26 protein-coding genes are annotated in these 25,929 nt (G+C 38.0%); 17 read left to right on the top strand and 9 right to left on the bottom strand.

What is annotated here, in order from left to right; genetic code table 11:
- Nucleotides 1-91: 91 nt before the first annotated feature.
- Nucleotides 92-787, top strand: a complete 696-nt coding sequence (locus tag J8L85_RS01605) for a hypothetical protein (RefSeq protein ID WP_211013953.1) — start codon at nucleotides 92-94, stop codon at nucleotides 785-787.
- Nucleotides 788-801: 14 nt separating this feature from the next.
- On the opposite strand, the gene J8L85_RS01600 is transcribed toward J8L85_RS01605, so the two are convergent.
- Complete coding sequence (locus J8L85_RS01600; RefSeq protein WP_211013952.1) at nucleotides 802-2,601, bottom strand: PDZ domain-containing protein; 1,800 nt, start codon at nucleotides 2,599-2,601, stop codon at nucleotides 802-804.
- Nucleotides 2,602-2,795: 194 nt separating this feature from the next.
- Here J8L85_RS01600 and J8L85_RS01595 point away from each other — a divergent pair, with 194 nt between their 5' ends.
- Genes J8L85_RS01595 through bioD form a run of 3 tightly spaced genes read left to right on the top strand, consistent with a single transcriptional unit; the run spans nucleotide 2,796 to nucleotide 4,964 of the window.
- Nucleotides 2,796-3,956 carry an aminotransferase class I/II-fold pyridoxal phosphate-dependent enzyme gene (locus J8L85_RS01595; RefSeq protein ID WP_211013951.1) on the top strand — a complete coding sequence of 387 codons (1,161 nt, stop codon included), beginning with the start codon at nucleotides 2,796-2,798 and terminating at the stop codon, nucleotides 3,954-3,956.
- Nucleotides 3,957-3,960: 4 nt separating this feature from the next.
- Entirely contained in the window at nucleotides 3,961-4,347 is a 387-nt protein-coding gene (locus J8L85_RS01590) for a DUF2007 domain-containing protein (RefSeq protein WP_211013950.1), read from the top strand.
- A complete protein-coding gene (bioD, locus tag J8L85_RS01585; RefSeq protein ID WP_211013949.1) occupies nucleotides 4,347-4,964 on the top strand; it encodes a dethiobiotin synthase in 618 nt (205 codons plus the stop codon). Before J8L85_RS01590 ends, bioD begins: the two co-directional genes overlap by 1 nt.
- Here bioD and J8L85_RS01580 read toward each other — a convergent pair.
- On the bottom strand, nucleotides 4,959-6,440 hold the full coding sequence (locus J8L85_RS01580) for a glycosyltransferase family 39 protein (RefSeq protein WP_211013948.1): 1,482 nt from the start codon (nucleotides 6,438-6,440) through the stop codon (nucleotides 4,959-4,961). The genes bioD and J8L85_RS01580 overlap by 6 nt on opposite strands.
- 62 nt (nucleotides 6,441-6,502) lie before the next feature.
- Here J8L85_RS01580 and bioA point away from each other — a divergent pair, with 62 nt between their 5' ends.
- The 4 genes from bioA to J8L85_RS01560 all read left to right on the top strand — a co-directional run bounded on the left by bioA (nucleotide 6,503) and on the right by J8L85_RS01560 (nucleotide 11,136).
- A complete protein-coding gene (gene bioA, locus J8L85_RS01575; RefSeq protein ID WP_211013947.1) occupies nucleotides 6,503-7,777 on the top strand; it encodes an adenosylmethionine--8-amino-7-oxononanoate transaminase in 1,275 nt (424 codons plus the stop codon).
- An 8-nt stretch (nucleotides 7,778-7,785) separates the two neighbouring features.
- A complete protein-coding gene (locus tag J8L85_RS01570) occupies nucleotides 7,786-8,961 on the top strand; it encodes a beta-ketoacyl synthase N-terminal-like domain-containing protein (protein ID WP_211016248.1) in 1,176 nt (391 codons plus the stop codon).
- Nucleotides 8,962-9,106: 145 nt separating this feature from the next.
- Entirely contained in the window at nucleotides 9,107-10,201 is a 1,095-nt protein-coding gene (gene bioB / locus J8L85_RS01565) for a biotin synthase BioB (RefSeq protein WP_211013946.1), read from the top strand.
- A gap of 77 nt (nucleotides 10,202-10,278) precedes the next feature.
- Nucleotides 10,279-11,136 carry a cupin-like domain-containing protein gene (locus tag J8L85_RS01560; RefSeq protein WP_211013945.1) on the top strand — a complete coding sequence of 286 codons (858 nt, stop codon included), beginning with the start codon at nucleotides 10,279-10,281 and terminating at the stop codon, nucleotides 11,134-11,136.
- A 14-nt stretch (nucleotides 11,137-11,150) separates the two neighbouring features.
- Here J8L85_RS01560 and J8L85_RS01555 read toward each other — a convergent pair whose 3' ends face one another.
- The 4 genes from J8L85_RS01555 to J8L85_RS01540 all read right to left on the bottom strand — a co-directional run bounded on the left by J8L85_RS01555 (nucleotide 11,151) and on the right by J8L85_RS01540 (nucleotide 14,503).
- Nucleotides 11,151-11,627, bottom strand: a complete 477-nt coding sequence (locus J8L85_RS01555) for a regulatory protein RecX (RefSeq protein WP_211013944.1) — start codon at nucleotides 11,625-11,627, stop codon at nucleotides 11,151-11,153.
- Nucleotides 11,624-12,235: a PepSY-associated TM helix domain-containing protein gene (locus J8L85_RS01550; RefSeq protein WP_348771738.1), complete on the bottom strand. Its 612-nt coding sequence runs from the start codon at nucleotides 12,233-12,235 to the stop codon at nucleotides 11,624-11,626. The genes J8L85_RS01555 and J8L85_RS01550 overlap by 4 nt, the downstream gene beginning before the upstream one ends.
- Before the next feature lie 170 nt (nucleotides 12,236-12,405).
- Nucleotides 12,406-13,953: an Rne/Rng family ribonuclease gene (locus tag J8L85_RS01545; RefSeq protein WP_211013942.1), complete on the bottom strand. Its 1,548-nt coding sequence runs from the start codon at nucleotides 13,951-13,953 to the stop codon at nucleotides 12,406-12,408.
- A gap of 259 nt (nucleotides 13,954-14,212) precedes the next feature.
- Nucleotides 14,213-14,503, bottom strand: coding sequence for an HU family DNA-binding protein (locus tag J8L85_RS01540; RefSeq protein WP_013306152.1), 291 nt, complete (start codon nucleotides 14,501-14,503; stop codon nucleotides 14,213-14,215).
- A 126-nt stretch (nucleotides 14,504-14,629) separates the two neighbouring features.
- Between J8L85_RS01540 and mutY the strand changes: the two genes are divergently transcribed.
- The 6 genes from mutY to J8L85_RS01510 are packed head-to-tail and all read left to right on the top strand — an operon-like array spanning nucleotide 14,630 to nucleotide 20,157.
- Nucleotides 14,630-15,679, top strand: a complete 1,050-nt coding sequence (gene mutY / locus J8L85_RS01535) for an A/G-specific adenine glycosylase (protein ID WP_211013941.1) — start codon at nucleotides 14,630-14,632, stop codon at nucleotides 15,677-15,679.
- A 25-nt stretch (nucleotides 15,680-15,704) separates the two neighbouring features.
- On the top strand, nucleotides 15,705-16,163 hold the full coding sequence (gene ssb / locus J8L85_RS01530; RefSeq protein WP_211013940.1) for a single-stranded DNA-binding protein: 459 nt from the start codon (nucleotides 15,705-15,707) through the stop codon (nucleotides 16,161-16,163).
- Between the two features lie 56 nt (nucleotides 16,164-16,219).
- Nucleotides 16,220-17,512 (top strand): gliding motility-associated protein GldE, encoded by a 1,293-nt coding sequence (locus J8L85_RS01525; protein WP_211016246.1) that lies wholly within the window; start codon nucleotides 16,220-16,222, stop codon nucleotides 17,510-17,512.
- Nucleotides 17,502-18,056: a gliding motility lipoprotein GldD gene (gene gldD / locus J8L85_RS01520; RefSeq protein ID WP_211013939.1), complete on the top strand. Its 555-nt coding sequence runs from the start codon at nucleotides 17,502-17,504 to the stop codon at nucleotides 18,054-18,056. Before J8L85_RS01525 ends, gldD begins: the two co-directional genes overlap by 11 nt.
- 13 nt (nucleotides 18,057-18,069) lie before the next feature.
- Nucleotides 18,070-19,017, top strand: a complete 948-nt coding sequence (locus J8L85_RS01515; protein WP_211013938.1) for a pyridoxal-phosphate dependent enzyme — start codon at nucleotides 18,070-18,072, stop codon at nucleotides 19,015-19,017.
- Nucleotides 19,018-20,157 (top strand): MBL fold metallo-hydrolase, encoded by a 1,140-nt coding sequence (locus tag J8L85_RS01510; protein WP_211013937.1) that lies wholly within the window; start codon nucleotides 19,018-19,020, stop codon nucleotides 20,155-20,157. It begins immediately after the preceding gene.
- Here J8L85_RS01510 and J8L85_RS01505 read toward each other — a convergent pair.
- The 3 genes from J8L85_RS01505 to J8L85_RS01495 all read right to left on the bottom strand — a co-directional run bounded on the left by J8L85_RS01505 (nucleotide 20,150) and on the right by J8L85_RS01495 (nucleotide 24,192).
- Entirely contained in the window at nucleotides 20,150-20,590 is a 441-nt protein-coding gene (locus J8L85_RS01505; RefSeq protein ID WP_211013936.1) for a hypothetical protein, read from the bottom strand. The genes J8L85_RS01510 and J8L85_RS01505 overlap by 8 nt on opposite strands.
- 198 nt (nucleotides 20,591-20,788) lie before the next feature.
- Nucleotides 20,789-22,861, bottom strand: coding sequence for a pitrilysin family protein (locus tag J8L85_RS01500; protein ID WP_211013935.1), 2,073 nt, complete (start codon nucleotides 22,859-22,861; stop codon nucleotides 20,789-20,791).
- 8 nt (nucleotides 22,862-22,869) lie between these two features.
- Nucleotides 22,870-24,192, bottom strand: a complete 1,323-nt coding sequence (locus J8L85_RS01495) for a pitrilysin family protein (RefSeq protein ID WP_211013934.1) — start codon at nucleotides 24,190-24,192, stop codon at nucleotides 22,870-22,872.
- A 170-nt stretch (nucleotides 24,193-24,362) separates the two neighbouring features.
- On the opposite strand from J8L85_RS01495, the gene J8L85_RS01490 reads away from it, so the two are divergent.
- From J8L85_RS01490 to rpmA, 3 genes are all read left to right on the top strand, one after another.
- The gene (locus tag J8L85_RS01490; RefSeq protein ID WP_211013933.1) at nucleotides 24,363-24,815 is read left to right on the top strand and encodes a DUF4199 domain-containing protein; all 453 of its coding nucleotides are present in this window, start codon (nucleotides 24,363-24,365) and stop codon (nucleotides 24,813-24,815) included.
- A gap of 99 nt (nucleotides 24,816-24,914) precedes the next feature.
- A complete protein-coding gene (gene rplU / locus J8L85_RS01485; RefSeq protein ID WP_211013932.1) occupies nucleotides 24,915-25,574 on the top strand; it encodes a 50S ribosomal protein L21 in 660 nt (219 codons plus the stop codon).
- Nucleotides 25,575-25,616: 42 nt separating this feature from the next.
- Nucleotides 25,617-25,877, top strand: coding sequence for a 50S ribosomal protein L27 (gene rpmA / locus J8L85_RS01480; RefSeq protein ID WP_211013931.1), 261 nt, complete (start codon nucleotides 25,617-25,619; stop codon nucleotides 25,875-25,877).
- Nucleotides 25,878-25,929: the final 52 nt, after the last annotated feature.

The following is a 25,929-nucleotide window of genomic DNA, read 5'->3' as shown; positions in this document are numbered from 1 at the left end:
GAACCTGGCCAAGAGAAAGAAACAGGCTAAAGATATTATTTTGAGGTTAAAGTGTTTCTATTTAATTTAGGATGCATTTAATTATTTTGATATGAAGAAGGTTGTTTTTTTAGTTTTTATTTTAGGTTATTCATTTATGGTAATGGCTCAGAGAGATGCTCCTGATCTCTTTAGAAGCTATGAGAATAATTTGCAATTTATTGATAACTCTCCAGAAACAAATCCTTTTTACCTTGAGGCGGAAGGGTCCCCTTATATAAACGATAAATTTAAACCTGCAATAATCTATCCGGATAATAAGCCTTTTTTGGTTAGGTATAACGCAAAAGATGACCGGATAGAAGTTCAATTAAAAGAAGGGAAGTTTTTATCCTTGGACAACCAGAAAAGAGATTATGGGGTTGTTATGAAAGAAACAGGAACTGTATATCAGACCTTGTATTCGGAAGGGGTTAAAATGGCAGGGTATTTTATAGAAGTGGTAAATGGAAAAAACGTATCCGTGTATAAGAAACAAGTAAAGAAATTTGTTGAAGGTAAAGATGCGTCCGAAAATTATGGAGTGGAAAAACCTCCTTATTTTACGGACCCTGAAAATATTTTCTTTGTCCAGCTTGAACCAAATGGGAAGATTCAGGAACTTCCTAAAAGAAAAAAATCTTTCATAAAACTATTTAAAGAAAACGAAGGTGCTGTTAAAAAATATCTTAGTGATCATAAAATTAATTTGTCCAACGAGTCGGATATAAAAAAGGTCATTACATATATAAATACACTTTACAGCTAGTTAAGACATAGTCTTTATAGTTTGTATTTTAACCAATCTTTTCTATCGTTAAGTTGTTTTTTGGAGGGTGTGTCACCATATTTTTCCTGTAGACCTATTGTGTAATTTGGATCGGACAGTAGCTTAACTTTAGTGGTCTTTGCGTTTCCGAAGCGTTCAAAATTAATTGAAAGAACATCATTTGGTTTAAATCGTGCTATAAATTCGTCGAATTGGATATCCTTAGGAAAGTCCTGTCCGTTTATGGAGGTAATGACATCTCCTTTATCAAGTCCGGTGATATAAGCGGGAGTGCCTATTTTTGGGTTCGATTTAATTTTTCCGTAACCATCACCGTCCAAAGACACGCTTACTCCAAAATAAGGAGCTTCTAAATTTTGTTTCAACGTGACCCCCACAGAATTTAACAATTCATTGTAGTTGGGCATTTCACTTTTGTAAATATAGTTATTGAAAAAAGTATTGGAAAAGTCATCGCCCGCATATTCGGATAGTGTTTGCTGAAGATTTTCTATGATGTAAGGTTTTTCGGTTTTACCATATTTTTTCCAGACCAACTTCATATAGTCATCTAGGTTAAGGTCTTTTTTTCTTAGGGATAGGTCCAAGGCCAACCCTAGTACACTACCATAGGAATAATAGGAAATAAATGTATTTTCCCTATTCACAGGGTCTACTGAGGTGGCCGCATCAACAAAGGGAGCTTGGTAGCTCATTTCTATAGGATTAAAAAATTCTCGGGCAGGGGAGTTCCAAACATAATTGAACGTACCGGTGAGTCCTTCGATATATTCTTCTGGTGAAATTAAACCGGCCCTACATAGAATCAAGTTTGTATAGTAACTGGTGAAACCCTCTGCGAACCACAGGGCACCGCTCATGTTTGCTTTTTCAAAATTGAAGGGTTCCAATGATTTTGGCCGTATACGCTCTACGTTCCAAGCATGAAAAAACTCATGCGATACGGTACCTATGTTGCGTTTCATTCCTCCTTTTGCCAGACTGCGTGTACTTGTCAGAACGGTAGAATTTCTATGTTCCATGCCATCGCCCGATGCGTTGGGCATGTAACATGCCAAAAAGATGTATTTGTTATAATCGAACTTAGGTAGTTCTCCATAAACCTCTTTCTCGGCCAGAACTACCTTTTTTACCTTTTCGAAATAAGTGTCCGCCTCCTCTTCGGTACCTGGATCATGCAAGGCTAACTGAATGGTTTGTCCGTCTACCTCAAATTCTCGTAGCTTAAAAGCACTTATTTCTACCGGGCTGTCCATAAAATAATACAGGTTCGGCGCGGTGTATGTGGTACCCGAAACCAGGGGTAATTGTGTAGCTACCTTCCAGTTTAAATCTTTTCGGACCTTAAAATCAATCACGATTTTTCTATCGCTTAAGGAAGGAGCGTATAAAAAAGTTGCAGGAATGTTTAAATGCGCATGAGTTTCATCTATTTGTGAGTAAGTGCCTCCACCACGGTTGGCAAACAAGGTGTATTCGATATTAATAGTTCCGTCATGGCCGGTTACCTGCCACTGATAGGGGTCTGGGCGCAATACTTCTAGTCTGTTGCCTTTACTGTCCGTTGCTGTTAATCCGTAGACATTTTTCGCAAATTCGTGCAAGGCGTACCTTCCGGGAGAGGTTCTGCTCATGCGAACAGACAACGTATCTGACATTACATTCGGAAAGCTTGCTTTAATGTTTGCTTCATGATGAACAGCGTTCTCAAACGAAATAACATATGAGTTGGTCTGTGCCTTTGAAATAAAAGAACAAAAAAATAGGACTATTATATATTGGAAAGCCTTCATGCGAAAAGATTATTTAATTAGGAATTAAATATATGGATTTCAAACAAAGATATTTTCTAAGACTAGAATATTAAATGCTATTTATAATAAATTCTTTTTAGAATTTCACGATCGGACATCTTTCAACAGAGATTTTATAGAAAATTTCAGGAATACATTGGATTTATGGATCAATAGAAACTAAATTTGGGAGTATGTCTGATTTTCCCAATAAATTACAGCGAAAGCTGGATAAAAGGTACAACGAAAATTCGATTCGCCAATTGGGGGAATCGTCCTCATTGGTCGATTTTTCTTCTAATGATTATTTGGGTTTTGCAAACAATGAGGAGCTATTTTCAAAGACCTTTCAGCTTTTGTTAAATAAAAATATAGCCCAAAACGGTGCCACGGGATCACGTCTTTTATCAGGTAATTATCCGTTGTTTTCCGAATTGGAAAAGATGTTGGCCGAATTTCACAATGTAGAAAATGCTTTGGTCTTCAATTCTGGGTATGACGCCAATATTGGTTTTTTTGGAGCTGTACCCCAACGTGGAGATTTTGTTTTTTATGATGAATGGATTCACGCCAGTATTAGAGATGGGCTGCTTATGACCCATGCGAAAAGTTATAAATTTTCGCATAATGATCTTACTGATCTAAAAAAGAAAATAACAACCATCTTACAATCAAAAACCGACCATGTAGATTCTGAAATATACGTAGTTACAGAATCTGTATTTTCAATGGATGGGGATTCTCCAGACTTAAAAGAATTGGTCCGCTTTTGTAAAACCAATGCATACCGTTTGGTGATAGATGAGGCCCATGCCGTTGGGGTATTCGGGGACACGGGGCAAGGATTGGTTCAAGAGTTAGGCTTACAGAACCATGTTTTTGCAAGACTTGTTACGTTCGGTAAGGCCATGGGGGTTCACGGAGCCGCAATTTTAGGAGAAAATCGGTTAAAAGAGTACTTGGTTAATTTTGCCCGAAGTTTTATTTATTCAACAGCACTTGCTCCTTATAGTACCGTTAGTATTGTATCGGCCTATGATTTCTTGGTAAATGAGGGAAATAGTGAACGACAACAATTAAAAGAGAATATAAGGTTCTTTAAAGAAGAGGTAAAAAAGAAAAAGCTGAACAGTCATTTTATTGAAAGTGATTCGGCCATACAATCTTGTATTCTTCCAAGTAACGATATGGTAAAATCGGTATCGGATAAATTGGCCATAAAAGGTTTTGATGTAAAGGCTATACTGTCCCCTACGGTGCCACAGGGAACAGAACGGTTAAGGTTCTGTATACATAGTTATAATTCTAAAGAAGAATTAGGGCTCGTTTTACAACTATTATCTACTTATATTTAAGCATATGGCTGAAAAATTTTATCTTCTGGCTTCCTTTGAATATGTTGCTGATGTACAGATTATAAAGGGTAAATTAGAATCTGAGGGTATTCAGGTTTTTCTTAGGGACGAAAATACGCTGAACTCTGACCCGTTGATCAGTAATGCTATAGGTGGTGTAAAACTACAAGTATATTCAAAAGATAAGGAAAGGGCTCTTGAAATTTATAATGAAGTACGGGCCTATGCTTTGGATAAAGATAACAACCCTGTAATCTGCCCTAATTGTAAAGCTGCGAAATCTGAAGTATATTATAATGGAAAAGGAATATTCTATAAACTTTTTCCTTTCTTTGAAAAAAGAAAATATAAGTGTTTAAATTGTGGAATAATCACTAAATCAAGTATATAATGCAAAAGATTTTCGTTACCGGTATCTCAACGGGTGTAGGCAAAACATTGGTTTCTGCCATAATAACAGAGGCTTTAAAAGCTGATTATTGGAAACCGATACAATCGGGGGATTTGGATAATACCGATAGTGATACGGTAAGAAATCTTATATCTAACGATAGAACGGTAATTCATCCGAGTAGTTATGAGTTGAATGCCGCGATGAGTCCCCATGCCGCTGCAGATATAGATGGTGTGCGCATAGATCGTTTTCATATAAATGAACCGGCTACGGAAAACCATTTGGTAATCGAAGGGGCCGGAGGCCTCTTGGTGCCTTTGAACGAAGAAGATACCATGTTCGATATAATTATGCCCGATTACAAGGTAGTGGTGGTGTCAAAACATTATTTAGGGAGTATAAATCATACATTGTTAACCATTGGATGGCTTCAAAAAAAAGGATATGATGTTTCTGTTTTGTTTAATGGAAATGAAAATAGACATACAGAAAACATTATACTTCATAAAACAGGAGTGTCACTTATAGGTAGGATCGATGATGAGTCAAGAGTAGATAAAGAAGTGGTAGCAAAGTATGCCGGTAAATTTAAACATATACTAGAGACCTTATAAGCGCTGCAATATCTCGGCATTTTCTACGGTAGCTTCGATCTTGTAGTGTTTTTTTAAGTAAGCGTCTATATATTCGTTTTCTTCTATTTCCTTTTTGTCGAAAACACGTCTATTCTTTCTGACCACTATCGTTTTAGGTTTTAGCTCTTCCATGATATAACGAAGTTCTTCCATCGAATTTTTACGAGAAGTGTTATAAAAAGGATATAGTTCGTCTCTATATATATTGCTGGGGTGGGTTGCTGCTTTAGAGGGGGGTAGTTGGTCAAGGGACCAATATCCAATATGGTATCCTAGAAAAAATATATTTTTAGTCTCCAGGTTATTTTCTATAATATATCTAGGAACACTAAACCCTTCGCCATTATAAAAAGTGCCTTGGGTTACTTTGTTTTTTATAACATTAATATACTCTAAGTAACTTTCTACTGGCACCAGTAATAGTAAAAGAATGAATACTTTATGGATCTTTGGCTTGTATTTGGTAATGTAATCGTTTACAAGTAGGGCTAAAATAATGGTCAGCATTGGGTATACCTGTATTAGATAATGTCCATTGATCCTACCTCCTTTTAAAAAAGAGGTCATTACACCAATGATGGCCAACACTAATATTAATATGGTTTTGTTTTTAAATGAAATAATTCCTTTTTTCCAAACAAAAAATAGAAGGCCACCGATTAAAATAAAGGCGGGAGCGAGTTTTATGATCGAATATCTTCTTGCTCCTATATATTCAAGAGGGGCCCGTATAACAGAATTCCACCATAACAAAGATTCCCCTTTTAAATAGTATGGAAGAACTGTAAGGAAGATAATGGTAAGTATGCCGAATAGATAAATTAAAGCTTTCCAAAGAGATGTTCTCGTTCTGCTTTTTAAAAATTCGAAACATAGATATAAACCTAAAATAAGGCCAGGGTAGGCCATATTCAGTTTTGTCATGAGGCATATACCCATTAAGCCCCCTATTAAAAAAAACCAATAAGGGCTTTTTTTTGTTGCGATTAAATAAAGTGCAGGAATAAAGAAAGCCATACAAATATGTTCTGACATTACCCCTTGTACGCTGCCGAACAAACTTAACAGGCCGACACATAATAGAGCGGCCCATAGAGATACTTTTTTTGTAGTAACCTGTAAGCTGAGTTTATAGGTAAAGAAGGCGATGACAATCACTACTATGGTTCCGAAAAGGCGAATAGCAATGAAGCTTTTTCCGAAAATAGAAATAATTAGGGCAAAGAAAGCGAATGTTAGAGGTGGTTTTAGGTCCCAAAGTACGCTGTACGGTAGGTTGCCGTCTACCCAAGATTGTCCAAGCAGTATAAAGGTGCTCTCGTCTCTATCTATATAATCCCTGAAAAAGAAGGGAAGGCGGATGAATAAAGTAACTAAGGACAGAACTAAAAACACACTAGTGTTTTTTAGATGGGCATAGTTTAATGATGGTTTTTTTCCGTCCCTATGATTCATCCGTAAGTTTAACTTTATTCCCCATCTTTGCAAGATAGATAAATTGAGGAGTTATAAATTCTATGAAAGAGAAAAATCTAGCGGATAGGGATAAAAAGCACCTATGGCATCCTTTAACACAGCACAAAACGGCTGCGTCACGTATAGGAATATCGAAAGCTGAGGGAGCCTTGTTCTGGGATGAAGAGGGTAATTCATATATAGACGGAATAGCATCTTGGTACACAGCAATGTACGGTCATGGTAATAAACGGATAAAATCGGCCATGACAGCTCAAATGGAGCAATTGGATTTTGTGATATTCAGTGGATTCACCCATGAGCCCGCCGTTAAGTTGTCTGAAGAACTCATGCATGTTTTGCCCGACAACCAAGCTAAAATATTCTTTAACGACAATGGGTCCACGGCGGTTGAAGCGGCAATAAAAATTGCACTGCAATTTTATCATAATAACAAAGAAGAAAGAGATACATTAATTGCCTTTGAAGGAGGGTTTCATGGTGATACTTTCGGGGCTATGAGTGCTTCCGGACTTTCTTCTTACAATGGTCCTTTTGAAGATTTTTTGCTCAAAGTAGAAAGAATTCCCACACCACAAGAAGATAACCTAGATGAAGTGCTAGCACAATTGAATACGATTATTGATAATAATAAATGTGCGGCTTTCGTTTTTGAGCCTTTGGTACAAGGTGCCGCTGGTATGAAATTTCATTCGGCCAAAGGGTTGGATGCTCTTATTAAAAAATGTCAAGAAGCAAATATTCTTTGTATTGCCGATGAGGTCATGACCGGTTTTGGTAAAACGGGAAAAAATTTCGCATCCGATCATTTAGAGAACAAACCAGATATTATATGCCTTAGTAAGGCCCTAACGGCAGGTATGTTTCCGTTAAGCGTTACCAGTTGCTCGCAAAAAGTGTACGATGCCTTTTTAAGCGATGATGTTTCAAAAGGTTTTTTTCATTCGCATACATATAGTGCACATCCCTTGGGGTGTGCGGCAGCTTTGGCAGGCTTACAGTTGCTAAATTCCGATGAGATTATAGAAAGAAGAAAGTATATCGCTTCTGCCCATGAAAATTTCAAGAACGCTATAAAAAATCATTCCAAGGTAAAGGAAGTTCGAACCAAAGGAGTAATCTTGGCCATTGATTTGCAAATAGAAATGGAGCGTTATGGAAATTTACGGAATCGGCTGTATAATTTTTTCTTGAAAAGAGGAGTGATGTTACGTCCGTTAGGGAATACCGTATATGTTTTACCTCCGTATGTTATCAAAGATGAAGAGCTACAGAAAATATACGACGTAATAAGAGAACTTTTGGAAAGTATATAGGTAAGATGATAAAAGAAAAAATTTCCATTACCGCTATCTCATCAATTTCGCCGTTGGGGGAATCATTGGAAGAATCATGGAATAGCTATCAAAATGAAGATCATTTCTTAAGAGAAGAGGATTTTAATAATGAGAAAACTTGGGTCGGAAGGCTTAAGAGTAGTTCAATAAAGAATATAGAAGAACTTAGAGAGTCGGATGTTAAATATAAAAAATTGGACAATTCGGTAATCTATGCTTTGTTCGCTTCGCGGAACGCCGTTAGAATGGCCGGTTGGAACCATGGTACTTATAGAAAAGATAACTTTGGGATAAATATCGGATCCTCCCGTGGTGCAACCGAATTATTTGAAAAGTACCATACAGAGTTTTTAGAGAAGAAGAAGACCGCTTCATTGGCTTCCCCTACGACCACATTGGGCAATATAGCCTCTTGGGTAGCCCATGACCTGCAAACAGAGGGTCCTGCGTTTTCGCATTCCATTACTTGTTCTACTGCATTGCATGCCATGTTAAACGGTATTGCATGGTTAAAAAGTGGAATGGCAAATAAGTTTTTGGTGGGTGGCAGCGAGGCGCCCTTGACAGCGTTTACCATCGCACAGATGAAGGCTTTAAAGATTTATAGTAAAGAGAAATCTCGTTATCCGTCCATGGCCTTGAATTTAAAAAAAACACAAAACACGATGGTTCTTGGTGAAGCGGCTTCCATGGCCTGCTTAGAAATGGGGGTTGGTGAAAAGTCTTTGGCGGTTATAGTAGGGGTCGGTTATGCTACGGAGCCTTTAAAACATAATGTTTCTATTTCTGCCGATGCCGAGTGTTTTCAGCAGTCTATGAAAATGGCTCTGGGAGATATGGCGCCTTCCGAAATAGACGTAATCGTAATGCATGCGCCAGGCACCATTAAAGGAGATCAAACAGAATTTAATGCCGTTAAAAAGGTTTTTGGAGAAGAAGTCCCTTTTTTGACGACCAATAAATGGAAGGTTGGCCATACGTTTGGTGCTTCTGGAATGTTGAGTATAGAAATGGCGGTTTTGATGTTAAGCTACCAAAAAGTAATAAAGGTTCCCTATCTTGAATATGACGCTATTCCAAAGAGTATAAATAAAGTAATGGTGAACGCCGTTGGTTTTGGGGGCAATGCCGTTAGTATTTTACTTTCTAGGTCAGGAGATTAATTTTTGTATTGTAAGACCATGATATAGTGATTTTTTATAAGTCGGTTTATAACAGGCGATATCTGTATCAGGATTTATAAATCTATTAAGCCCGTTTTTTAATTGAATTCAGCTATTTTTGACAACTGGTAATAACCTGAGATTTATGAGCGAAGCAAGACACGATTGGACTAAGGAAGAAATTTTAGATATTTATAATAAACCCATGATGGAGCTTCTGTACGAGGCGGCAACGATCCATCGCAAACATCACGACCCAAATACAGTTCAGGTATCTACGTTACTTTCCATTAAAACTGGAGGTTGCCCTGAAGATTGTGGTTATTGTCCACAAGCGGCTCGTTATCATACCGATATTGAAGGAAATGATTTAATGACCGTTTCCCATGTTAAGGCTCAAGCATTGAGGGCTAAGGCATCTGGCAGCTCTAGAGTGTGTATGGGTGCTGCGTGGAGAAATGTAAAGGACGGACCTGAATTTGATCAAGTGTTGGAAATGGTTCGTACCATTAACAAACTGGATATGGAGGTTTGTTGCACTCTTGGTATGCTGACCGAGAATCAGGCCAAAAGATTGGCCGAGGCCGGTCTGTACGCATACAACCATAACTTGGATACTTCTGAGGATTATTATAAGGATGTTATCTCTACACGTGCTTTTGAAGATAGGTTGGAGACCATTGACAATGTTAGAAAAAGTAATGTAACCGTTTGTAGTGGCGGTATTATAGGTATGGGGGAAAAGTTGGAAGATAGGGCAGGTATGTTGGTTGCCTTGGCTTCTTTGAACCCACAGCCAGAATCTGTACCGATCAATGCGTTGGTGGCCGTAGAGGGTACGCCTATGGAAGATATAGAGCCTATTCCTATTTGGGATATGATACGTATGGTGGCCACCACCAGAATTGTAATGCCAGAAACCCAAGTGCGTTTATCGGCAGGCCGTACGCAAATGAGTAGAGAGGGGCAGGCGATGTGCTTTTTTGCCGGGGCCAACTCAATTTTTGCCGGCGATAAGTTATTGACTACACCGAACCCTGACGTAAACGAGGATATGGAAATGTTCAAAACTTTGGGGCTAATTCCTCAAAAACCATTTACCAAGGTATCGCAGCCTAAAACGGTAGAAGCTTCAGAGTCGGAATATAGGTCTTTGAACGAAAAGCCAAAATGGTCTAGACCAGAGCATAAGATAGAACGTAATGAGCTGGCCAAACAAAAGGCTAAATTGACAGACTAGTCCTACATTGTCAACATTTTAGTATAATGTTTTAGTTACGTTAATTAACTTTGGGGCTCCAAAAAACGAGCGTACCATTGAAGTTGACAGAAGTTCCTAAGGTAGATAAGATTACCAAGGAAGATTTTATAGCGCATTATTTTAAGCCCCAAAAACCTGTGGTTGTAAGTGGGGCTATTGAAGATTGGCCTGCTTTTGCCAAGTGGAACTTGGATTATATGAAAGCCGTAGCCGGAGATAAGATAGTTCCCCTGTACGATGATAGACCTGTTCAGCATGAAGATGGTTTTAACGAACCCCATGCAAAGATGAAAATGCGGGAGTATATCGATTTGCTAAAAAGAGAGCCAACCAGATTTCGAATTTTTCTTTGGAATGTATTAAAGGAGGTGCCAGAGCTTCAAAAAGACTATACCTATCCGGATTTTGGAATAAAACTTATGAAAAAGCTACCTATGTTATTTTTTGGGGGTAGAGATTCCTACACTTTTATGCATTATGATATTGATCTGGGAAATATATTCCATTTTCATTTTGAAGGAGAAAAGGAATGTATTCTTTTTCCGCAATCGGAGACTAAATATCTATACAAGGTTCCGTATTCATTAATAACCCATGAAGAAATCGATTTTTCTGATCCCGATTATGAAAAGTGGCCGGCCTTAAAGAAAGCGGAAGGGTATAGGGCCAGTTTGTCGCACGGCGATGTCTTATATATGCCAGAAGGGTATTGGCATTATATGAAATATGTAACGCCCGGCTTTTCTATGAGCTTAAGGGCCATCCCAAGAAACCCTAAGAATTTGGCAAAGGCATTTTATAACATACTTTTTATGAGGTATTTTGATGTGTTTATGCGTAAAATAAAAGGTCAGAAGTGGATCGATGAAAAAAACAGAAAAGCGATCCTTCGTACAAATAGATTTAACGGGTAATCGTTTTTATAGGGCTATTTTATAAGCTCGTTTAACTTTTGGTATACTAAATGACTTTCCCATCCTCTATACAGAAGATAGTCGGCTAATTTCTTCTTTCTTTTTTGTTTGTTGGTCTCGGTAATCTGTGATAGTCTTTTCTTGGCTAACTTGTCAAGGGTATTCAAATAGTCGTTTTCGTCTATCTCTTTGAGTGCGGTATTAATGTTGTATCTTGATATTTCGCGCTGTTTTAGCTCGTTTACGATTCTGTTCTTGCCCCATTTTTTTATGTTGAACTTACCTCTGGCAAAACTTTTGGCAAATCGTTCCTCGTTTAAATAGTTTTCTTTGATCAGGTCTGAAACTATGGTGTCTATGGCCATGGGGATCATTCCCATTTGCTTTAGTTTATTAACAACCTCTTTATGGCATCGGTCTTGGTAGGCACAATAGCTTTCCAATTTCTTTTTTGCCTCTGTTAAGGTATAGTTCGCACGATGCATATTCATGTGCTTTTTGAGGTCTTTTTCATTTGTTTAGGTCCATACCATAGCCAAAATCCGGTAATGGTAAATATGAGTAATGCAAGGCCGGTTATTGTAGTATAAACAAGTTTTATGGGGGCATTTGAAGTGCCTAGGTATCTGTCTAAAATAGAGCCATCGTGTATCTGTTCTATAATGTCGGATCTTCTTCTTTCGATTTTCAAAAGTTCTCCAGTGGCACCGTCAAGTTGAATTCCATAAAAATTATCCTTGAATTTAAACTTCAAAATACCTTTATCGGGCCTTACGTCTATACGGTCTATTTCCGATGAAAGTTTTGTTGAGATAGAATCTTCGAATATCTGTTGTGCATTTTGGCGTAGGTCGTCCAAAGGAAGCCATTCAGCTATTTCAGAGGTAGTTCCCTTTTCTGTATCTGCTAGAATTAGTCCGTTACTATTTTTTTTCCACCCAAGAAGTAGTCCTGTAACAGAGATAAACATGAAAAAAATAAATAACCATGCACCTGTCAAACGATGTACTTTTCTAAAATTTCGTAGAATTTTGGCTTGTTGTTTTCTTTTTTTGGTTTTTCCCATTAAATCACATAAATATGACAGTCCAGTAAAGATAATAGAAGTGTAGATTTAGGAAAATAGCTTTGCATATTTTTAAGAAAATAGCATTGTTAAAGTGTACTTTTTACTGGTTTTTGGGCATTTTGATGGTAACTTTGTCGTTATTTTTATGTTTGGTTATATAAAACAAAAAAAGCGACTCTTTATAAGAAGTCGCTTTTTCGTTAATATATTGTTTTGCCGTCTTTATTCTTAAAACGGTATTCTAGATACGTATACGCATCTCTTGGTTGAATTCTGATCCATCTTTTGTGTTCCAAGAACCACTTGAAACGAATAGAAGGGAATCCTTTGGTAATGTAGGCTGCAATGAAAGGATGTAAATTTAGTGTTATACTATTGTCTTTGGCAGGTCCTTTCAAGAGACGTTCTAGGTCTACATTTATTTTGTCTATCAAAACTATAGGAGCTTCTACCTCCTGTCCAGCGTTATTTGGATTTTTTTCAGTTGTTTTGATATTCATTTCGGGTCTAACACGTTGTCTTGTAATCTGTATTAGACCAAATTTACTTGGAGGTAAAATTTTGTGTTTTGCTCGGTCGTCCTTCATCTCGTCCCTGAGATGTTCGAAGAGCTTTTTTCTATGTTGTGATTTCACCATATCAATAAAATCAACGACGATAATACCCCCCATATCTCTGAGGCGTAATTGTCTGGCAATTTCTGAAGCGGCCAATAAATTTACTTCAAGGGCCGTGTCTTCTTGATTTTTTGCCTTGTTTGATCGGTTACCACTGTTTACGTCTACAACATGTAGAGCTTCGGTGTGCTCAATAATTAGATAGGCACCTTTGCTCATTGTTGCCGTGCGACCGAACGACGTTTTTATTTGTCGGTCGATTCCGAATTTTTCAAAAATCGGAACATTGGTCGTATAATGTTTTACAATAGACTCTTTGCTTGGAGCTATCTCAGCTACGTAGTCCTTTATTTCCGTAAACAGGTTGGCGTCGTCAACATAAATTCCGGTAAAACTATCGTTAAAAACATCTCTTAGTATAGAAGATGCCCTGTTAAGCTCCACTAGTACTTTAGACGGTGTTTGTGCACGATATAATTTTTTACACATTGCTGACCATTTGTTCAGCAAGTTTTCTAGATCTTTGTCAAGCTCCGCTACTTTTTTGCCTTCTGCTACCGTTCTGATAATTACCCCGAATCCTTTAGGTTTAATACTTTTTACGAGTCTTTTTAACCTATCTTTTTCTTCTTTGCTGGCTATCTTTTGAGATACCGAAACACGATCGGAAAAAGGGACCATAACCAAATAACGCCCCGCTATCGAAAGCTCTGAGCTTATTCTTGGTCCTTTGGTGGAAATGGGTTCTTTTACTATTTGAACCAAAAGTGATTGATTGGCCTTTATAACATCTGTTATAACTCCATTCTTATCAATATCTTTTTCAAACGGAAAGTTCTTTAAGGAATAATCCTTTAGTTTTCCTGAGCTCACTTGTTTTACGAACTTTAACATTGAGGATAACTGGGGCCCTAGGTCATGATAATGCAAGAAAGCATCTTTTTCATACCCAACATTTACAAATGCGGCGTTCAGACCGGTAACGGGCTTCCTTATTTTGGCCAAAAATATATCGCCAACAGAAAAATTGTTATTATCCTCTTCTTTATGCAGTTCAGTGAGTTTTCCGTCTTTTAATAAAGCAAAATCAACGGCATCGGAACTAGATCTTACGATTAATTCTCTATTCACCTGAATGTATTTATATCTATCCGGCTTTAGAATAAAGCGGATAAATTGATTAAACAATGCTAGAAACAGATTTGTACAAATCTGCCGAGATCTGTCTTAGAGATCTCTATGTCAATGAACGTATTAAAGAGAAAAAGTAGTTTTTAAAACTACTTTTTCTTGTGTCGGTTAGCTCTTCTGCGTTTCTTACGCTTGTGTGTAGCTACCTTATGTCTTTTTCTTTTCTTACCGCTCGGCATAAAGTTCTTTTTTTAAATTATTACTTAACTTGTACATTACTCTTTACTCCTTCAACAAAAACCTTGGCAGGTTTAAATGCAGGAATGTTGTGTGCGGGGATCTTAATCGTAGTATTCTTAGAGATGTTCCTGCCAGTTTTTTCTGCTCTGGTCTTAATGATAAAACTGCCAAAACCTCTTAAATATACATTATCTCCACTCTCCAAAGAAGTTTTAACTTCTTCCATAAAGGATTCTACTGTCGCCTGTACATCTCCTTTTTCAATTCCCAGTTTGTCTGAGATCTTCGATACAATTTCCGCTTTCGTCATCTTACAATATTAGGTTTTCTGTATTTTTTTCGGGTTGCAAATATATAAATTAAATTCAATCTTTCTTTCTAAAGGACTAATTTTAAGTATATAAACTGCTACATTTATCACTTAGTATTAAAGTAGATGTCTTTTTCAGAGAAAATCTTGGCTTGGTATCGCCAAAATAAAAGAGAATTACCTTGGCGAAACACTATAGATCCTTATAATATATGGTTGTCGGAAATTATGCTCCAGCAAACTCGGGTCGCACAGGGAATACCGTATTACAACAAGTTTATAGATGTATTTCCTACGGTGTATGATTTGTCGAACGCAAAAGAAGAACAAGTTTTAAAATTATGGCAGGGTCTGGGCTACTATTCCCGTGCCAGAAATTTGCATGCGGCGGCTAAAATGGTCGTTGAAGAATATAATGGTGTTTTTCCTAGGTCTTATAAAGAGCTTTTGACGCTAAAGGGGGTTGGTGATTATACGGCAAGCGCTATAGCATCTATTTGTTATAATGCTCCACACGCGGTTGTAGATGGTAATGTATATAGGGTGCTATCACGATACTTTGGTGTAGAAACGCCTATAAACAGTACTTCGGGGATGAAGTATTTTAAAGAATTGGCGCAAGAGTTGCTTCATGCGACCGAAATAAGGGACTATAACCAGGGTATTATGGAGTTTGGGGCCATTCAATGTACACCCCAAAGTCCGGCGTGCTCGTCTTGCCCCTTAAACGATGGCTGTATTGCTTTAAAAGAAGAAAAGGTAAAAGAATTGCCCGTAAAAATTAAAAAGACAAAAATACGGAAGAGATACTTTAATTATTTAATACCTATATATAAGGATGGAGAAAATGAAAGATATACCTTGCTTAGGCAGCGAAGAGGTAAAGGTATATGGCAAAATTTGTGGGAGTTTCCATTGTTAGAATCCGATAGGGAAATAGGATTGGAGAATATAGAAGAAAAATACAAGGACGTTCTAGAAACTTCCAGGGCGGATAAAATAACATTGTACAACGATAGTTTTATCGTACATAAATTATCGCATCAGCATTTATATACGAAATTTTGGATTTTAGAAGGCACAGATAGGCTTAAGGAAGGAATAAATGTTTCAAAACTTGATAATTATGCGGTACCTGTTTTACTTGCGGATTTTATGAAAACATTTAAATTTTAGTACTTTTGAACATTAGATAAAAATTATGAGCGGTACATTAAATAAAGTGATGCTAATTGGGCATCTGGGAGATGAGGTCAAGATGCATTATTTTGAAGGTGGCGGCAGTATTGGTCGGTTTCCTTTGGCTACCAACGAAACCTATACGAATAAGCAGACCGGAGAGCGTGTTACCAATACAGATTGGCATAACATCGTAGTGAGGAACAAGGCTGCCGAAATATGTGAAAAATATTTGAGCAAGGGAGATAAGGTATATGTAGAAGGAAGGCTTAAGAACAGGCAATGGCAGGGTGAAGACGGCAACACAAGATATACGACAGAGGTTCATGTACAGGATTTCACCTTTTTAAGCACAAAAAAGGAGAGTATGCCCAATAGTGGGGCACAGCCATCTCAACCGCAAAGTGCCGGTGTAGAAAGGACTCCTGCAAAAACTACCCCGCCGTCAAATCAGCCGGAAGATGATGACTTACCGTTCTAACATTTTATAAAAAAGAATAATTGGACCCTGGCCCTTTTAGTTTGGTTTTAAATTTTATGGTGATGGACGGAGCTTTTGCGCTCAACATTGCCATGCTTATAGTTCTACTAATATGTTCTGCCCTTATTTCTGGTGCTGAAGTGGCTCTTTTTGGTCTCTCTGTTACAGAAATAAATAAGATTCGGGAAGAAAAGACGGACAAAAGTGGTATTTTAATTAAACTGCTAGAACGCCCCAAAAAATTGTTGGCGACCATTTTAATAGCTAACAATGCTATAAATATAGGAGTCGTATTGCTTTTTAACCTTATTGGCGATACACTGTTCTCAGATATAGACAAGGTGCTGTTCAATGTTGTATCCGTTCGATTTTTACTGGAGGTTGTAGTCGCTACCTTTTTAATATTAATGTTCGGTGAGATTCTTCCAAAAGTGTACGCTAATAGAAATAGATTGAGTTTTTCTTACTTTATGGCCTACCCCATAAAAGTATTGGACTTTTTGTTCTCGCCGTTAAGTCTGCCCATGCGTTCGGGTACTATTTTTTTGTACAAAAAGTTAGGTAAAGAAAAATCCAGTTTAAGTGTAGACCAATTGTCGCAGGCTTTAGAGCTTACTTCCGATGGCGATACGACCAAGGAAGAACAAAAGATTCTTGAAGGTATCGTATCTTTCGGAAATACCGATACCAAGCAGGTAATGTGTCCGCGTATCGATATTTTTTCTCTCAATGATCAAATGAAGTTTCTAGAGGTGCTAGAAGAGATTAAGAAACACGGTTACTCTAGAATTCCTGTGTTTTCAGAGAATATAGACAACGTGCTGGGTGTTCTCTATGTAAAGGACCTTTTGCCATATCTAGACCGTAAATCCTTTAATTGGCTAACATTGATAAGGGAGCCTTATTTTGTTCCCGAGAACAAAAAGCTAGATGATCTATTGGCCGATTTTCAGGCCAAAAAGAACCATTTGGCAATTGTTGTGGACGAATATGGGGGTACTTCGGGAATTGTTACCCTAGAGGATATTATAGAGGAAATCGTTGGGGATATCAGCGATGAGTTCGATGATGAAGATTTGATTTTCTCTAAGTTGGACGATTATAATTATGTGTTCGAAGGTAAGACCACTTTAAAGGACTTTTATAGGGTCATAAAACTCGAAGACGAGGATATTTTTGAAAACAATAAAGGGGAGTCGGAGACCATTGCAGGTTTTGTACTTGAAATGGCAGGTAGTTTTCCTAAAAGAGGAGAAGAAATCACGTTTGAGAATTATAGATTTGTAGTGGAAAGTTTTGATAAGAAAAGACTAAAACAAATTAAAGTAACATTACCACATGAAGCTTAGACCAGTTATACTATTTGTGTGCCTTTTAACTATTGTTTGCAGTTGTAAAGAAGAAGCTATCCCTAAACCCAAGGCGCAAATACGGTTAGAATATCCGGAAGGGAAGAATGTACCGTTGGAAACTGATGATTTTAAGTTTGAGTACAACGAGTTTGCTAGGCCAGATATCAATAAAAACAATGCTTTTACCTTAGAATATCCTGAAATGAAAGGGGCTATTTTCTTAAGCTATAAGAAAGTAGAAGGAAATATCGATAAATTGATCATAGATGCTAAAAAACTTAGTTATGAGCATGCGATAAAGGCGGATAATATTGTAGAACAACCTTATATAAATCCGGATAAAAAGGTATATGGGGCTTTGTTCGAGGTTCAGGGCAACGCAGCTTCACAATCACAATTTTTTGTTACCGATAGTACTGAGCATTTTTTAACGGGGTCTGTCTATTTTTATGCCAAGCCCAATTATGATTCAATTTTACCGGCCGCCGCATACCTTCAAAATGATATGCGTAGGATTATAGAGACGTTGGAGTGGAAATAGTAAAGTGTTGATTATGGATAAGAGCGTATTGTTGGATTGTCATGAAAGAATAAGGCCATACGTACATAACACACCGGTTTTAACCTCTAGGTTGATCAATAAGATAGTAGGGGCCGAAATTTATTTTAAAACTGAAAATTTTCAACGGGCCGGTGCCTTTAAGATTAGAGGTGCCACCAATGCCATATTGCAGCTGTCCGATGAGCAAAGGGCAAAAGGTGTAGTTACACATTCTTCGGGAAATTTTGCACAGGCTGTTTCTTTGGCGGCCAAAAGCTTAGGGGTAACTGCCCACATAGTTATGCCAGAATCTGCTCCACAGGTAAAAAAGAACGGAGTTTTGGAGTATGGCGGTATTATTCATGAATGTGAGTCGACCCTAGAAGCTAGGCAGGCTACTGCAGATCGTATAGCTAAAGAAACAGGTGCTATTTTTTTGCATCCTTCCAATGATATTGATGTGATTGTAGGGCAGGGTACCGCTACTATAGAGCTTTTGTTCGAACAGCCGGATTTGAACTTTCTTTTTTGTCCTATTGGTGGAGGAGGGCTCATAGCCGGATCTGCTTTGGCCGCAAAATATTTTGGTGATAATTGTAAAGTAGTTGCCGGTGAGCCTTTTGAGGCGGACGATGCCTACAGGTCTATGTTAAGTGGAAAAATTGAAGGTAACGAAACCGTGGCCACCATTGCCGATGGTTTAAAAACGAATTTGGGGGATAAAAACTTTCCTATTATCAAAGAGCTTGTTTCAAAGATTGTGAGGGTTAAGGAAGACGAGATCATAGCGGCCATGAAATTGGTCTGGGAGCGTATGAAGATAGTTATAGAACCCTCAAGTGCTGTTGCTGTTGCGGCATTGATCAACGAATCAAAAACGCATCCCGATACCTATAAAGGAAAAAAAATAGGGGTAATAATTTCTGGGGGTAATGTTGATCTTGGTCGATTACCTTTTTAGATGAAAAAAATCAAACATATTTTAAAGAAGATGGTGCTGATGGTAGTTGCTATTTTGGTGGTTTTAGTGTTAATAGGTGTACTGTTCGTAAATCTGAGCCCAGAATTTGGTGGTTCGCCTACCAAGGCCCAAAAAGAAAGATTTAAGAAGTCCGATAATTTTAAGGGCGGGGTGTTCGTTAACCTTGGTGATGTTAAGATGAAAATGGGGTTCGCTGACTATTTAAAGGGGCTTCGGGGGTATTTTTCGCCACAGCCCAATGCAGTTCCCGCTAAAAATATTTCTGTTTTAAAAATTGATTCCTTAGAGGTGGCAAGGTATAACGGACCAACTAGATTGGTCTGGTTTGGGCACTCTACGTTTCTTTTGCAAATAGAGGGTAAAAACTTGCTGTTAGATCCAATGCTGGGTCCTGTTCCGGCTCCGAACCCCATGTTGGGAGGTAAAAGGTTCAGTAAAAACCTGCCTATAGATATTGAGCGTTTGCCAGAAATTGATGCGGTTATTTTTTCTCATGACCATTATGATCACCTTGATTATGGCTCTGTACAGCTTTTAAAGGACAGGGTGAAAATGTTTTATGCCCCATTGGGCGTTGGGGCGCATTTAATGGAATGGGGAGTGGAAGAAAAACGTATTGTTGAACTCGACTGGTGGGAAGAAACACAGTTCGAGGATCTACACTTAAAATGTACGCCTGCACAACATTTTTCTGGTCGAGGATTGGCCGATAGAGGTAAGACCCTTTGGAGCGGTTGGGTCGTACAGTCCGATAGCTCAAATATTTTCTTCAGCGGTGATAGTGGTTATGGAAGCCATTTTAAAGAGATTGGAGAAAAATATGGTCCGTTCGATTTTGCTATGCTAGAGTGCGGGCAATACAATGAACTCTGGAAAGAAATACATATGATGCCCGAGGAAACGGCCCAAGCAGGGTTAGATGTAAAGGCGAAGAAAATTATGCCCATTCATTGGGGCGCTTTTAAATTGGCAATGCACCCGTGGACTGAGCCTGTGCAAAGAATATCTAAAAGGGCAAAAGAATTAGGTGTGCCCGTGACCACCCCTAGAATAGGGGAAACCTTTTATTTGAACGGCACCCCTACATCCAATGAAGAATGGTGGAAAGATTTTAATTAGATTTTGAAAGAATAGCTTCAGCGTTTTTGATGCTCGAATTTATTTTTTCTTTAACCTCTTTTACTTTTGCTTCCTCTTCGTTTAACCAAGCCTGTTTTTCGTCGCTAAGGGCTTTACCTTCTAAAATCTCTTCTGAATCAAAACGGTCTCCGAAAGACTGCATCCAATCCATCATAGATTTATTGGCATCCTGTAAATCTCTTACTGCTTTGGCCTCTGGTGATTCAGGACCTAAAGAATCTGCAGATGGCTTTAATTGGCCTACTAATTTTCCTAATTGCCCCATCTTGGGCATAACTTCGTCGTGAATGGCCATTACTTGTTCCATTTGAGTAGGGCCTTCGGTTTGTTTTTCTTCTTTTTGTTCCTTACATGAAGTGAGTAAAACCGCTAAAATGAGGAAGAAGGAAGCTATTTTATTTTTTGGTGTCATTTTCTTGTTTTTAATGTGAGAACGAAAAATTGTTTCATTGGTAAAGATACCAAATATAAAAAATGCCCTAAAGAATCGGGCATAAAAATTATGAAGGCTTTTAACTGCTTAAATTTTAATATCAAACCAGAAGAACTATTACTGTTAAATAAAAAAGTCCACTTTTTAAGTGGACTTTTTTCGTCATTTGTATAAAGATTATTCAAAATCTGCAGCAGAAACACCACTGTTTATTTTTATCTCTGTAACCGTAAAATCGATGTTTTGGGGTCCCATACTTTGAGAAAGCTTAAATGGGAAAAGTACACCCGATACTTCTTTGTAATCATCGAAGATCAATGTTTGTTGCATTTGCTGACCTTGCATTTCTGCAACGTTTACTTCTTTTAGTTTAAGGCCTGTGTCCGCATCGTAAAAGATAGTTTTACTGTCCGTAGCCTTTATTTTATAGGCCTTTTTGTCGCCTACCATTTCAGAGCCCTCTAAAGAGATATTATCGGATGACAAGAAGTTCAGTTCTGGAAAAAGAGCAGCTTCTTCTTTTATTTTTTGTATTTCTTCTTCTGATAGGTCTTTGCGCTGACCTTGCATAACCACATAACCTTTGTCATTGTTGAGAACCTGTTTCGTCATAGAATTGCCCATCATTTTTATGTCTTGCATAAGCTGGTTCTTAGCTGTTTTTTTCAATTGCAGCTCTAATTGCATTCCTTGCATTTCTGCACTGGCATCCATTGCAAACGATTCTATACTTTTCAATTTGGTTTTTCCGCCAATAGCTTCTATATATTTTTCAATAATGCTTTTAGCGGTAACTCCGGCCGGAATTTCTGACTTGTAATTTGGTTTTTCGGTTTTATCCGCTGTTTTGGTATAATAGTGAACTGGAAGCGTTTTTCCTTTAAACTGTATGTTTTCCAGATTTTCTAAAACCTCACTTCCTTTTCCTACAACAACTACACGGGCATTGGAAGAGCTAAAGTATTTTTTTGCGGCATTCTGCACATCTTCGATAGTGATTTTTTCAAGACGTTCCAGATAGGTCTTGTAGAAATCTTTTGGCAAACCTTCTTTTTCGATATTCAAAGCATAATTGGCAATGGTTTGTGGTTGCTCCAGAGCCATTACAAACCTACCGGCATACTTTGCTTTTGTATTCTTTAATTCCTTTTCGGAAACGGGTTGTGCAATAATGCGATCTATTTCATTCAGTATTTCAACTACAGAGCTATCGGTTACCGCATTTCTGACACTGGCAGTGGCCACAAATCTAGAAGCTTCATATTTGTCGTTTCCAATAGAAGAATAAGAACCGTATGTGTATGCTTTGTCTTCTCTTAGGTTCAAGAAAAGACGTCCTTCGCCTCCACCGCCTAAAATTTGATTGGCGATCAAGGTGGGTAAATAGTCCTCATCCTTCATTTTAAGCGTGACTATGTTTTGTACAGCGATTTCTGACTGTACCGCATTTGGCATGTCTACAAAATTTATCTGGGTATTGTATACGTTTTGTGGGGTTGAATACGTGAATGTCGGAGGTACCGCTTTGGTCCAAGAGGTAAAGTATTTCTCCGTTAATTCTTTTACGGTATCAACATCTACATCTCCGATTACGACCAAATAGGCATTTGCAGGTACAAAATAATCTCTGTAAAACGCTTCTACATCACTTAGTCCAACGTTGTTTACGGTTTCTATGGTTGTAAACTCCCCATAGGGATGGTTTTTGCCATAGGCCAGTGCTCGTTGTACCCTGCCGGCTATGGCAGGAACATCTTTTTCTTCGGTCTTGAGGCCTGTAATCAATTTTTCCTTTTCTTTTTCAAATTCCTCTTGCGAAAAATTAGGGTTGATCGCCGCATCTGCCAGCAATTCCATTATTCTCGGAAAATACTTAGAAAGGGAACTTGCATAGGCGCTTTGGGGGCCAAAACTCATTCTTGCACCTAAAAAGTCTATTTCTTCGTTAAACTCGTCTTTGTCAATGTTTTTGGTTCCTTTGCCCAATAGCGCACCGGTCAAACTTGATACGCCTGCTTTTTTACCTTCTAAAATAGGAGGATTGTCTATGGTCAATTGAATAGAGACTCTCGGTAATTTGTGGTTTTCTACTACCAAAACTTTTAAACCATTGTTAAGGTGGAAACTTTGGGGTTCTTTTAAATTAATTTCCGGGGCAGGTCCAGGTTTTGGCATAACCGACCTATCTACTTGTGCCTGTGCCGTAAAAGTGGCAAAGACAACAAAAAATAATATATATAAATTTTTCATAGTGTTTCTTAATTTGCTGGTTTTTCTTCAGGTAGGTAATCTATTTGTACACGTTGATTGGGTTTCAAATATTTATTCGCTATTTCCATGATTTCTTCTCTGGTTATGGAGCGATAGATTTCTATTTCCTTATTGATCAATGAAGTATCGCCATATAGCATATAATTGGTCGCCAAAGATCCAGCGATACCTTCTATGCTGGAATTGGAATTCACATACCTGTTTTCAAACTTGTTTTGTAGCTTTTGATAATCTTTTTCGGAAATAAGGGTAGTTCTTACTTTTTCGATTTCTTCCTCAACAGATTTGTTCAAGGTCTCTAAAGAAGTTTCACCTACTGGAAGGGCAAATACCAAATACATTCCGTAGTCTTCCTGGCCTATATTAAAAGCACCGACCTGAAGTGCCTCTTTTTTGTCGTCCACCATTTTTTTATAAAGCTTGGATGTTGGTCCATCGCTTAAATAAGTAGATAACATATCCAGAACATAGGCGTCCCTATCTGCAAAACCAGGAGTTCTGTATGCGATTATGGTCGCTGGTATTTGAATGTTGGGGTCGTATGTCTTCGCTTTTCTTTCTGTGGTTATCGGGTCTTCTTTTGGATAGTTTCTTGTTACATCCGCTCCTCTCGGAATGTCTTTGAAATAGTCTGAGATCCATTTTTTTGTCTGGTCGGTATCAAAATCACCGGCCACCACTAGTACGGCATTGTTAGGTACGTAATATTTGTTTTTATAGGCAATGAACTCTTCTAGCGAAGCAGCATCAAGATCCTTCATGTAACCAATGTTAGGGTCTTTGTAAGGGTGCTTTTCAAATAGATTTTCACCAACGGTAAATAGGATTTTTCCGTAAGGTGAATTATCGTAACGTAACCTCTTTTCCTCTTTTACTACTTCGTTTTGCGTGTCAACACCGTCTTGATTGATAACCGGGTGTAGCATACGCTCAGATTCCATCCAAAGGCCAAGTTTTAAGTTGTTGGAAGGGAAAACCTCGTAATAATAAGTTCTGTCCTGTGATGTGTTGGCGTTGTTTTTGCCTCCGTTGGAGGATACGATTTCAAACCATTTTCCTCTTTCGATATTTTTGGTTCCCTCGAACAATAAATGTTCGAAGAAATGCGCAAAACCGGTTCTGCCTTCGGATCTGTCCTTTCCTCCAACATGGTACATTACCGATGTGGTCACCAAAGGGGCGCTGTTATCTTGGTGAAGGATCACATGTAGACCATTTTCAAGGTCATATTCTTCGTACTTTACTTCTTGCGCAGTCATGATAAGGCAAGAAAAAAGCAGAGCCGTGCCCGTTAATAATTTTTTCTTCATTTCAAATAGTGTTTAGTGTTCATTAAAAGAATAGTATCGTATTTGTCATAATTGTTACACGAATTTAAGGTTTTGTAAGTGTAATCTTAAAAAATGCATTGGTTTTGTGGTTCAAAAATTCCATTATTATTAAATATTCATTAACTTAAATGTCTGAAAAAAAGGTGATTATGAAAAATTATGCATTACCCATTCGATTCGGAATAGCAACTAGTGGATGTTTGATTGCCTATTTTTTGATTTTATCGCTTTTAGGTCTTCATACCAATATTTTTTATAGCCTTTTTAATGGGGTAATTACCGGTTTTGGAATATATGAGGCGATAAAATATTTTAAGATAAAGAAGGCAGATACTTTTGGGTACAGTACGGGGTTTGTTGCCGGTCTTGTTACAGGAGGCGTGGCCACTTTGATTTTTACCATATTTTTTGCGTTGTATTCTACAGAGTTGAACCCTGGTTTTTTAGAAAAGCTTTCGGTACAGTGGGCCAATGAATTTGCTAACTTTGAGGCCATTGTTTTTTTGATCGTGGCAACCATGGGGTTTACTACCAGCTTGGTGTTGACGCTTTCTTTTATGCAACTTTTTAAAACTTCGAATAATTTAAGGGAAAGCAGGTGAAATTTCTTCAAAAACCCTTGTAGATTAGCTAATAAGCAGTATATTTGCACCCGCCTTTGGAAAAAATCCAACAGGTTTTAATAATACATTTTTAACGATATGTACGCAATTGTAGAGATGGCAGGGCAGCAATTTAAAGTTGCGAAAGACCAAAAAGTGTACGTTCACCGTTTACAGGTAGAAGAAGGAAAAAAGGTAACTTTTGACAATGTACTTCTTTTAGATGATGGTAAGAACGTTACTGTTGGCGCCCCGGCTATAGATGGAGCCGCAGTAGAGGCTAAAGTCATTAAGCACCTAAGAGGTGATAAGGTAATCGTCTTTCACAAGAAAAGACGTAAAGGTTACAGAAAGAAAAACGGACATCGCCAGTCGTTGACCGAGATTGTAATTGAGTCTATTGTTGCTAAAGGTGCTAAGAAAGCTGCACCGGCAAAAAAAGAGGCAAAGCCAGAAGCTAAAAAAGCAGCACCTGCAAAAACAGCTACGAAAAAGGCAGCCCCTAAAGCAGCAAAAGCCGATGATCTTAAAAAGATCGAAGGTATTGGGCCTAAAATTGCAGAAACGCTTGTTGCGGCAGGTATTGCAACCTATGCCGACCTAGCGAAGACCAAATCAGAGAAAATCTCTGAAATTATTGCAGACGTTCGTGGTAATCATGTTACCGACACTTGGCCAGCACAAGCTAAATTGGCTGCCGAGGGTAAATGGGACGAGCTTAAAAAATGGCAAGACGAATTAGACGGTGGTAAAGCTTAATTGCAATACCATCTAAGTATAACAAAATAAAACCGGAAAAAAATGGCACACAAAAAAGGTGTAGGTAGTTCGAAAAACGGTAGAGAGTCAGAATCGAAACGTTTAGGCGTTAAGATTTATGGTGGTCAGGCTGCAATCGCTGGTAACATTATTGTAAGACAGCGTGGAACAAAACATAATCCTGGTGAGAATGTATACGCAGGAAAAGACCATACATTACATGCCCGTGTAGACGGTCTTGTAAAGTTTGAAAAGAAAGCTGGTGGAAAATCTTATGTTTCCATAGAGCCTTTTGAAGCTTAGTATAAAAATTATTTTTTTTAAAAGCCTTTGCATGTCGCAAAGGCTTTTTTGT

The sequence above is a fragment of the Maribacter sp. MMG018 genome (assembly GCF_018100785.1).
Classification (GTDB): Bacteria; Bacteroidota; Bacteroidia; order Flavobacteriales; family Flavobacteriaceae; genus Maribacter.
This window is presented reverse-complemented; position numbering and strand designations above follow the sequence as displayed.

Excerpts from the sequence above, each read along its gene's own strand:
- J8L85_RS01525 (WP_211016246.1), top strand. The coding sequence starts at position 16,220 with ATGGTGATGGACGGAGCTTTTGCGCTCAACATTGCCATGCTTATAGTT.
- J8L85_RS01580 (WP_211013948.1), bottom strand. The coding sequence starts at position 6,440 with ATGAATCATAGGGACGGAAAAAAACCATCATTAAACTATGCCCATCTA.
- rplU (WP_211013932.1), top strand. The coding sequence starts at position 24,915 with ATGTACGCAATTGTAGAGATGGCAGGGCAGCAATTTAAAGTTGCGAAA.
- J8L85_RS01505 (WP_211013936.1), bottom strand. The coding sequence starts at position 20,590 with ATGACACCAAAAAATAAAATAGCTTCCTTCTTCCTCATTTTAGCGGTT.
- J8L85_RS01495 (WP_211013934.1), bottom strand. The coding sequence starts at position 24,192 with ATGAAGAAAAAATTATTAACGGGCACGGCTCTGCTTTTTTCTTGCCTT.
- J8L85_RS01500 (WP_211013935.1), bottom strand. The coding sequence starts at position 22,861 with ATGAAAAATTTATATATATTATTTTTTGTTGTCTTTGCCACTTTTACG.
- gldD (WP_211013939.1), top strand. The coding sequence starts at position 17,502 with ATGAAGCTTAGACCAGTTATACTATTTGTGTGCCTTTTAACTATTGTT.
- bioD (WP_211013949.1), top strand. The coding sequence starts at position 4,347 with ATGCAAAAGATTTTCGTTACCGGTATCTCAACGGGTGTAGGCAAAACA.
- mutY (WP_211013941.1), top strand. The coding sequence starts at position 14,630 with ATGTCTTTTTCAGAGAAAATCTTGGCTTGGTATCGCCAAAATAAAAGA.
- J8L85_RS01490 (WP_211013933.1), top strand. The coding sequence starts at position 24,363 with ATGAAAAATTATGCATTACCCATTCGATTCGGAATAGCAACTAGTGGA.
- J8L85_RS01600 (WP_211013952.1), bottom strand. The coding sequence starts at position 2,601 with ATGAAGGCTTTCCAATATATAATAGTCCTATTTTTTTGTTCTTTTATT.
- J8L85_RS01515 (WP_211013938.1), top strand. The coding sequence starts at position 18,070 with ATGGATAAGAGCGTATTGTTGGATTGTCATGAAAGAATAAGGCCATAC.
- J8L85_RS01595 (WP_211013951.1), top strand. The coding sequence starts at position 2,796 with ATGTCTGATTTTCCCAATAAATTACAGCGAAAGCTGGATAAAAGGTAC.
- J8L85_RS01510 (WP_211013937.1), top strand. The coding sequence starts at position 19,018 with ATGAAAAAAATCAAACATATTTTAAAGAAGATGGTGCTGATGGTAGTT.
- rpmA (WP_211013931.1), top strand. The coding sequence starts at position 25,617 with ATGGCACACAAAAAAGGTGTAGGTAGTTCGAAAAACGGTAGAGAGTCA.
- J8L85_RS01590 (WP_211013950.1), top strand. The coding sequence starts at position 3,961 with ATGGCTGAAAAATTTTATCTTCTGGCTTCCTTTGAATATGTTGCTGAT.
- bioA (WP_211013947.1), top strand. The coding sequence starts at position 6,503 with ATGAAAGAGAAAAATCTAGCGGATAGGGATAAAAAGCACCTATGGCAT.
- J8L85_RS01555 (WP_211013944.1), bottom strand. The coding sequence starts at position 11,627 with ATGAATATGCATCGTGCGAACTATACCTTAACAGAGGCAAAAAAGAAA.
- ssb (WP_211013940.1), top strand. The coding sequence starts at position 15,705 with ATGAGCGGTACATTAAATAAAGTGATGCTAATTGGGCATCTGGGAGAT.
- bioB (WP_211013946.1), top strand. The coding sequence starts at position 9,107 with ATGAGCGAAGCAAGACACGATTGGACTAAGGAAGAAATTTTAGATATT.
- J8L85_RS01540 (WP_013306152.1), bottom strand. The coding sequence starts at position 14,503 with ATGACGAAAGCGGAAATTGTATCGAAGATCTCAGACAAACTGGGAATT.
- J8L85_RS01605 (WP_211013953.1), top strand. The coding sequence starts at position 92 with ATGAAGAAGGTTGTTTTTTTAGTTTTTATTTTAGGTTATTCATTTATG.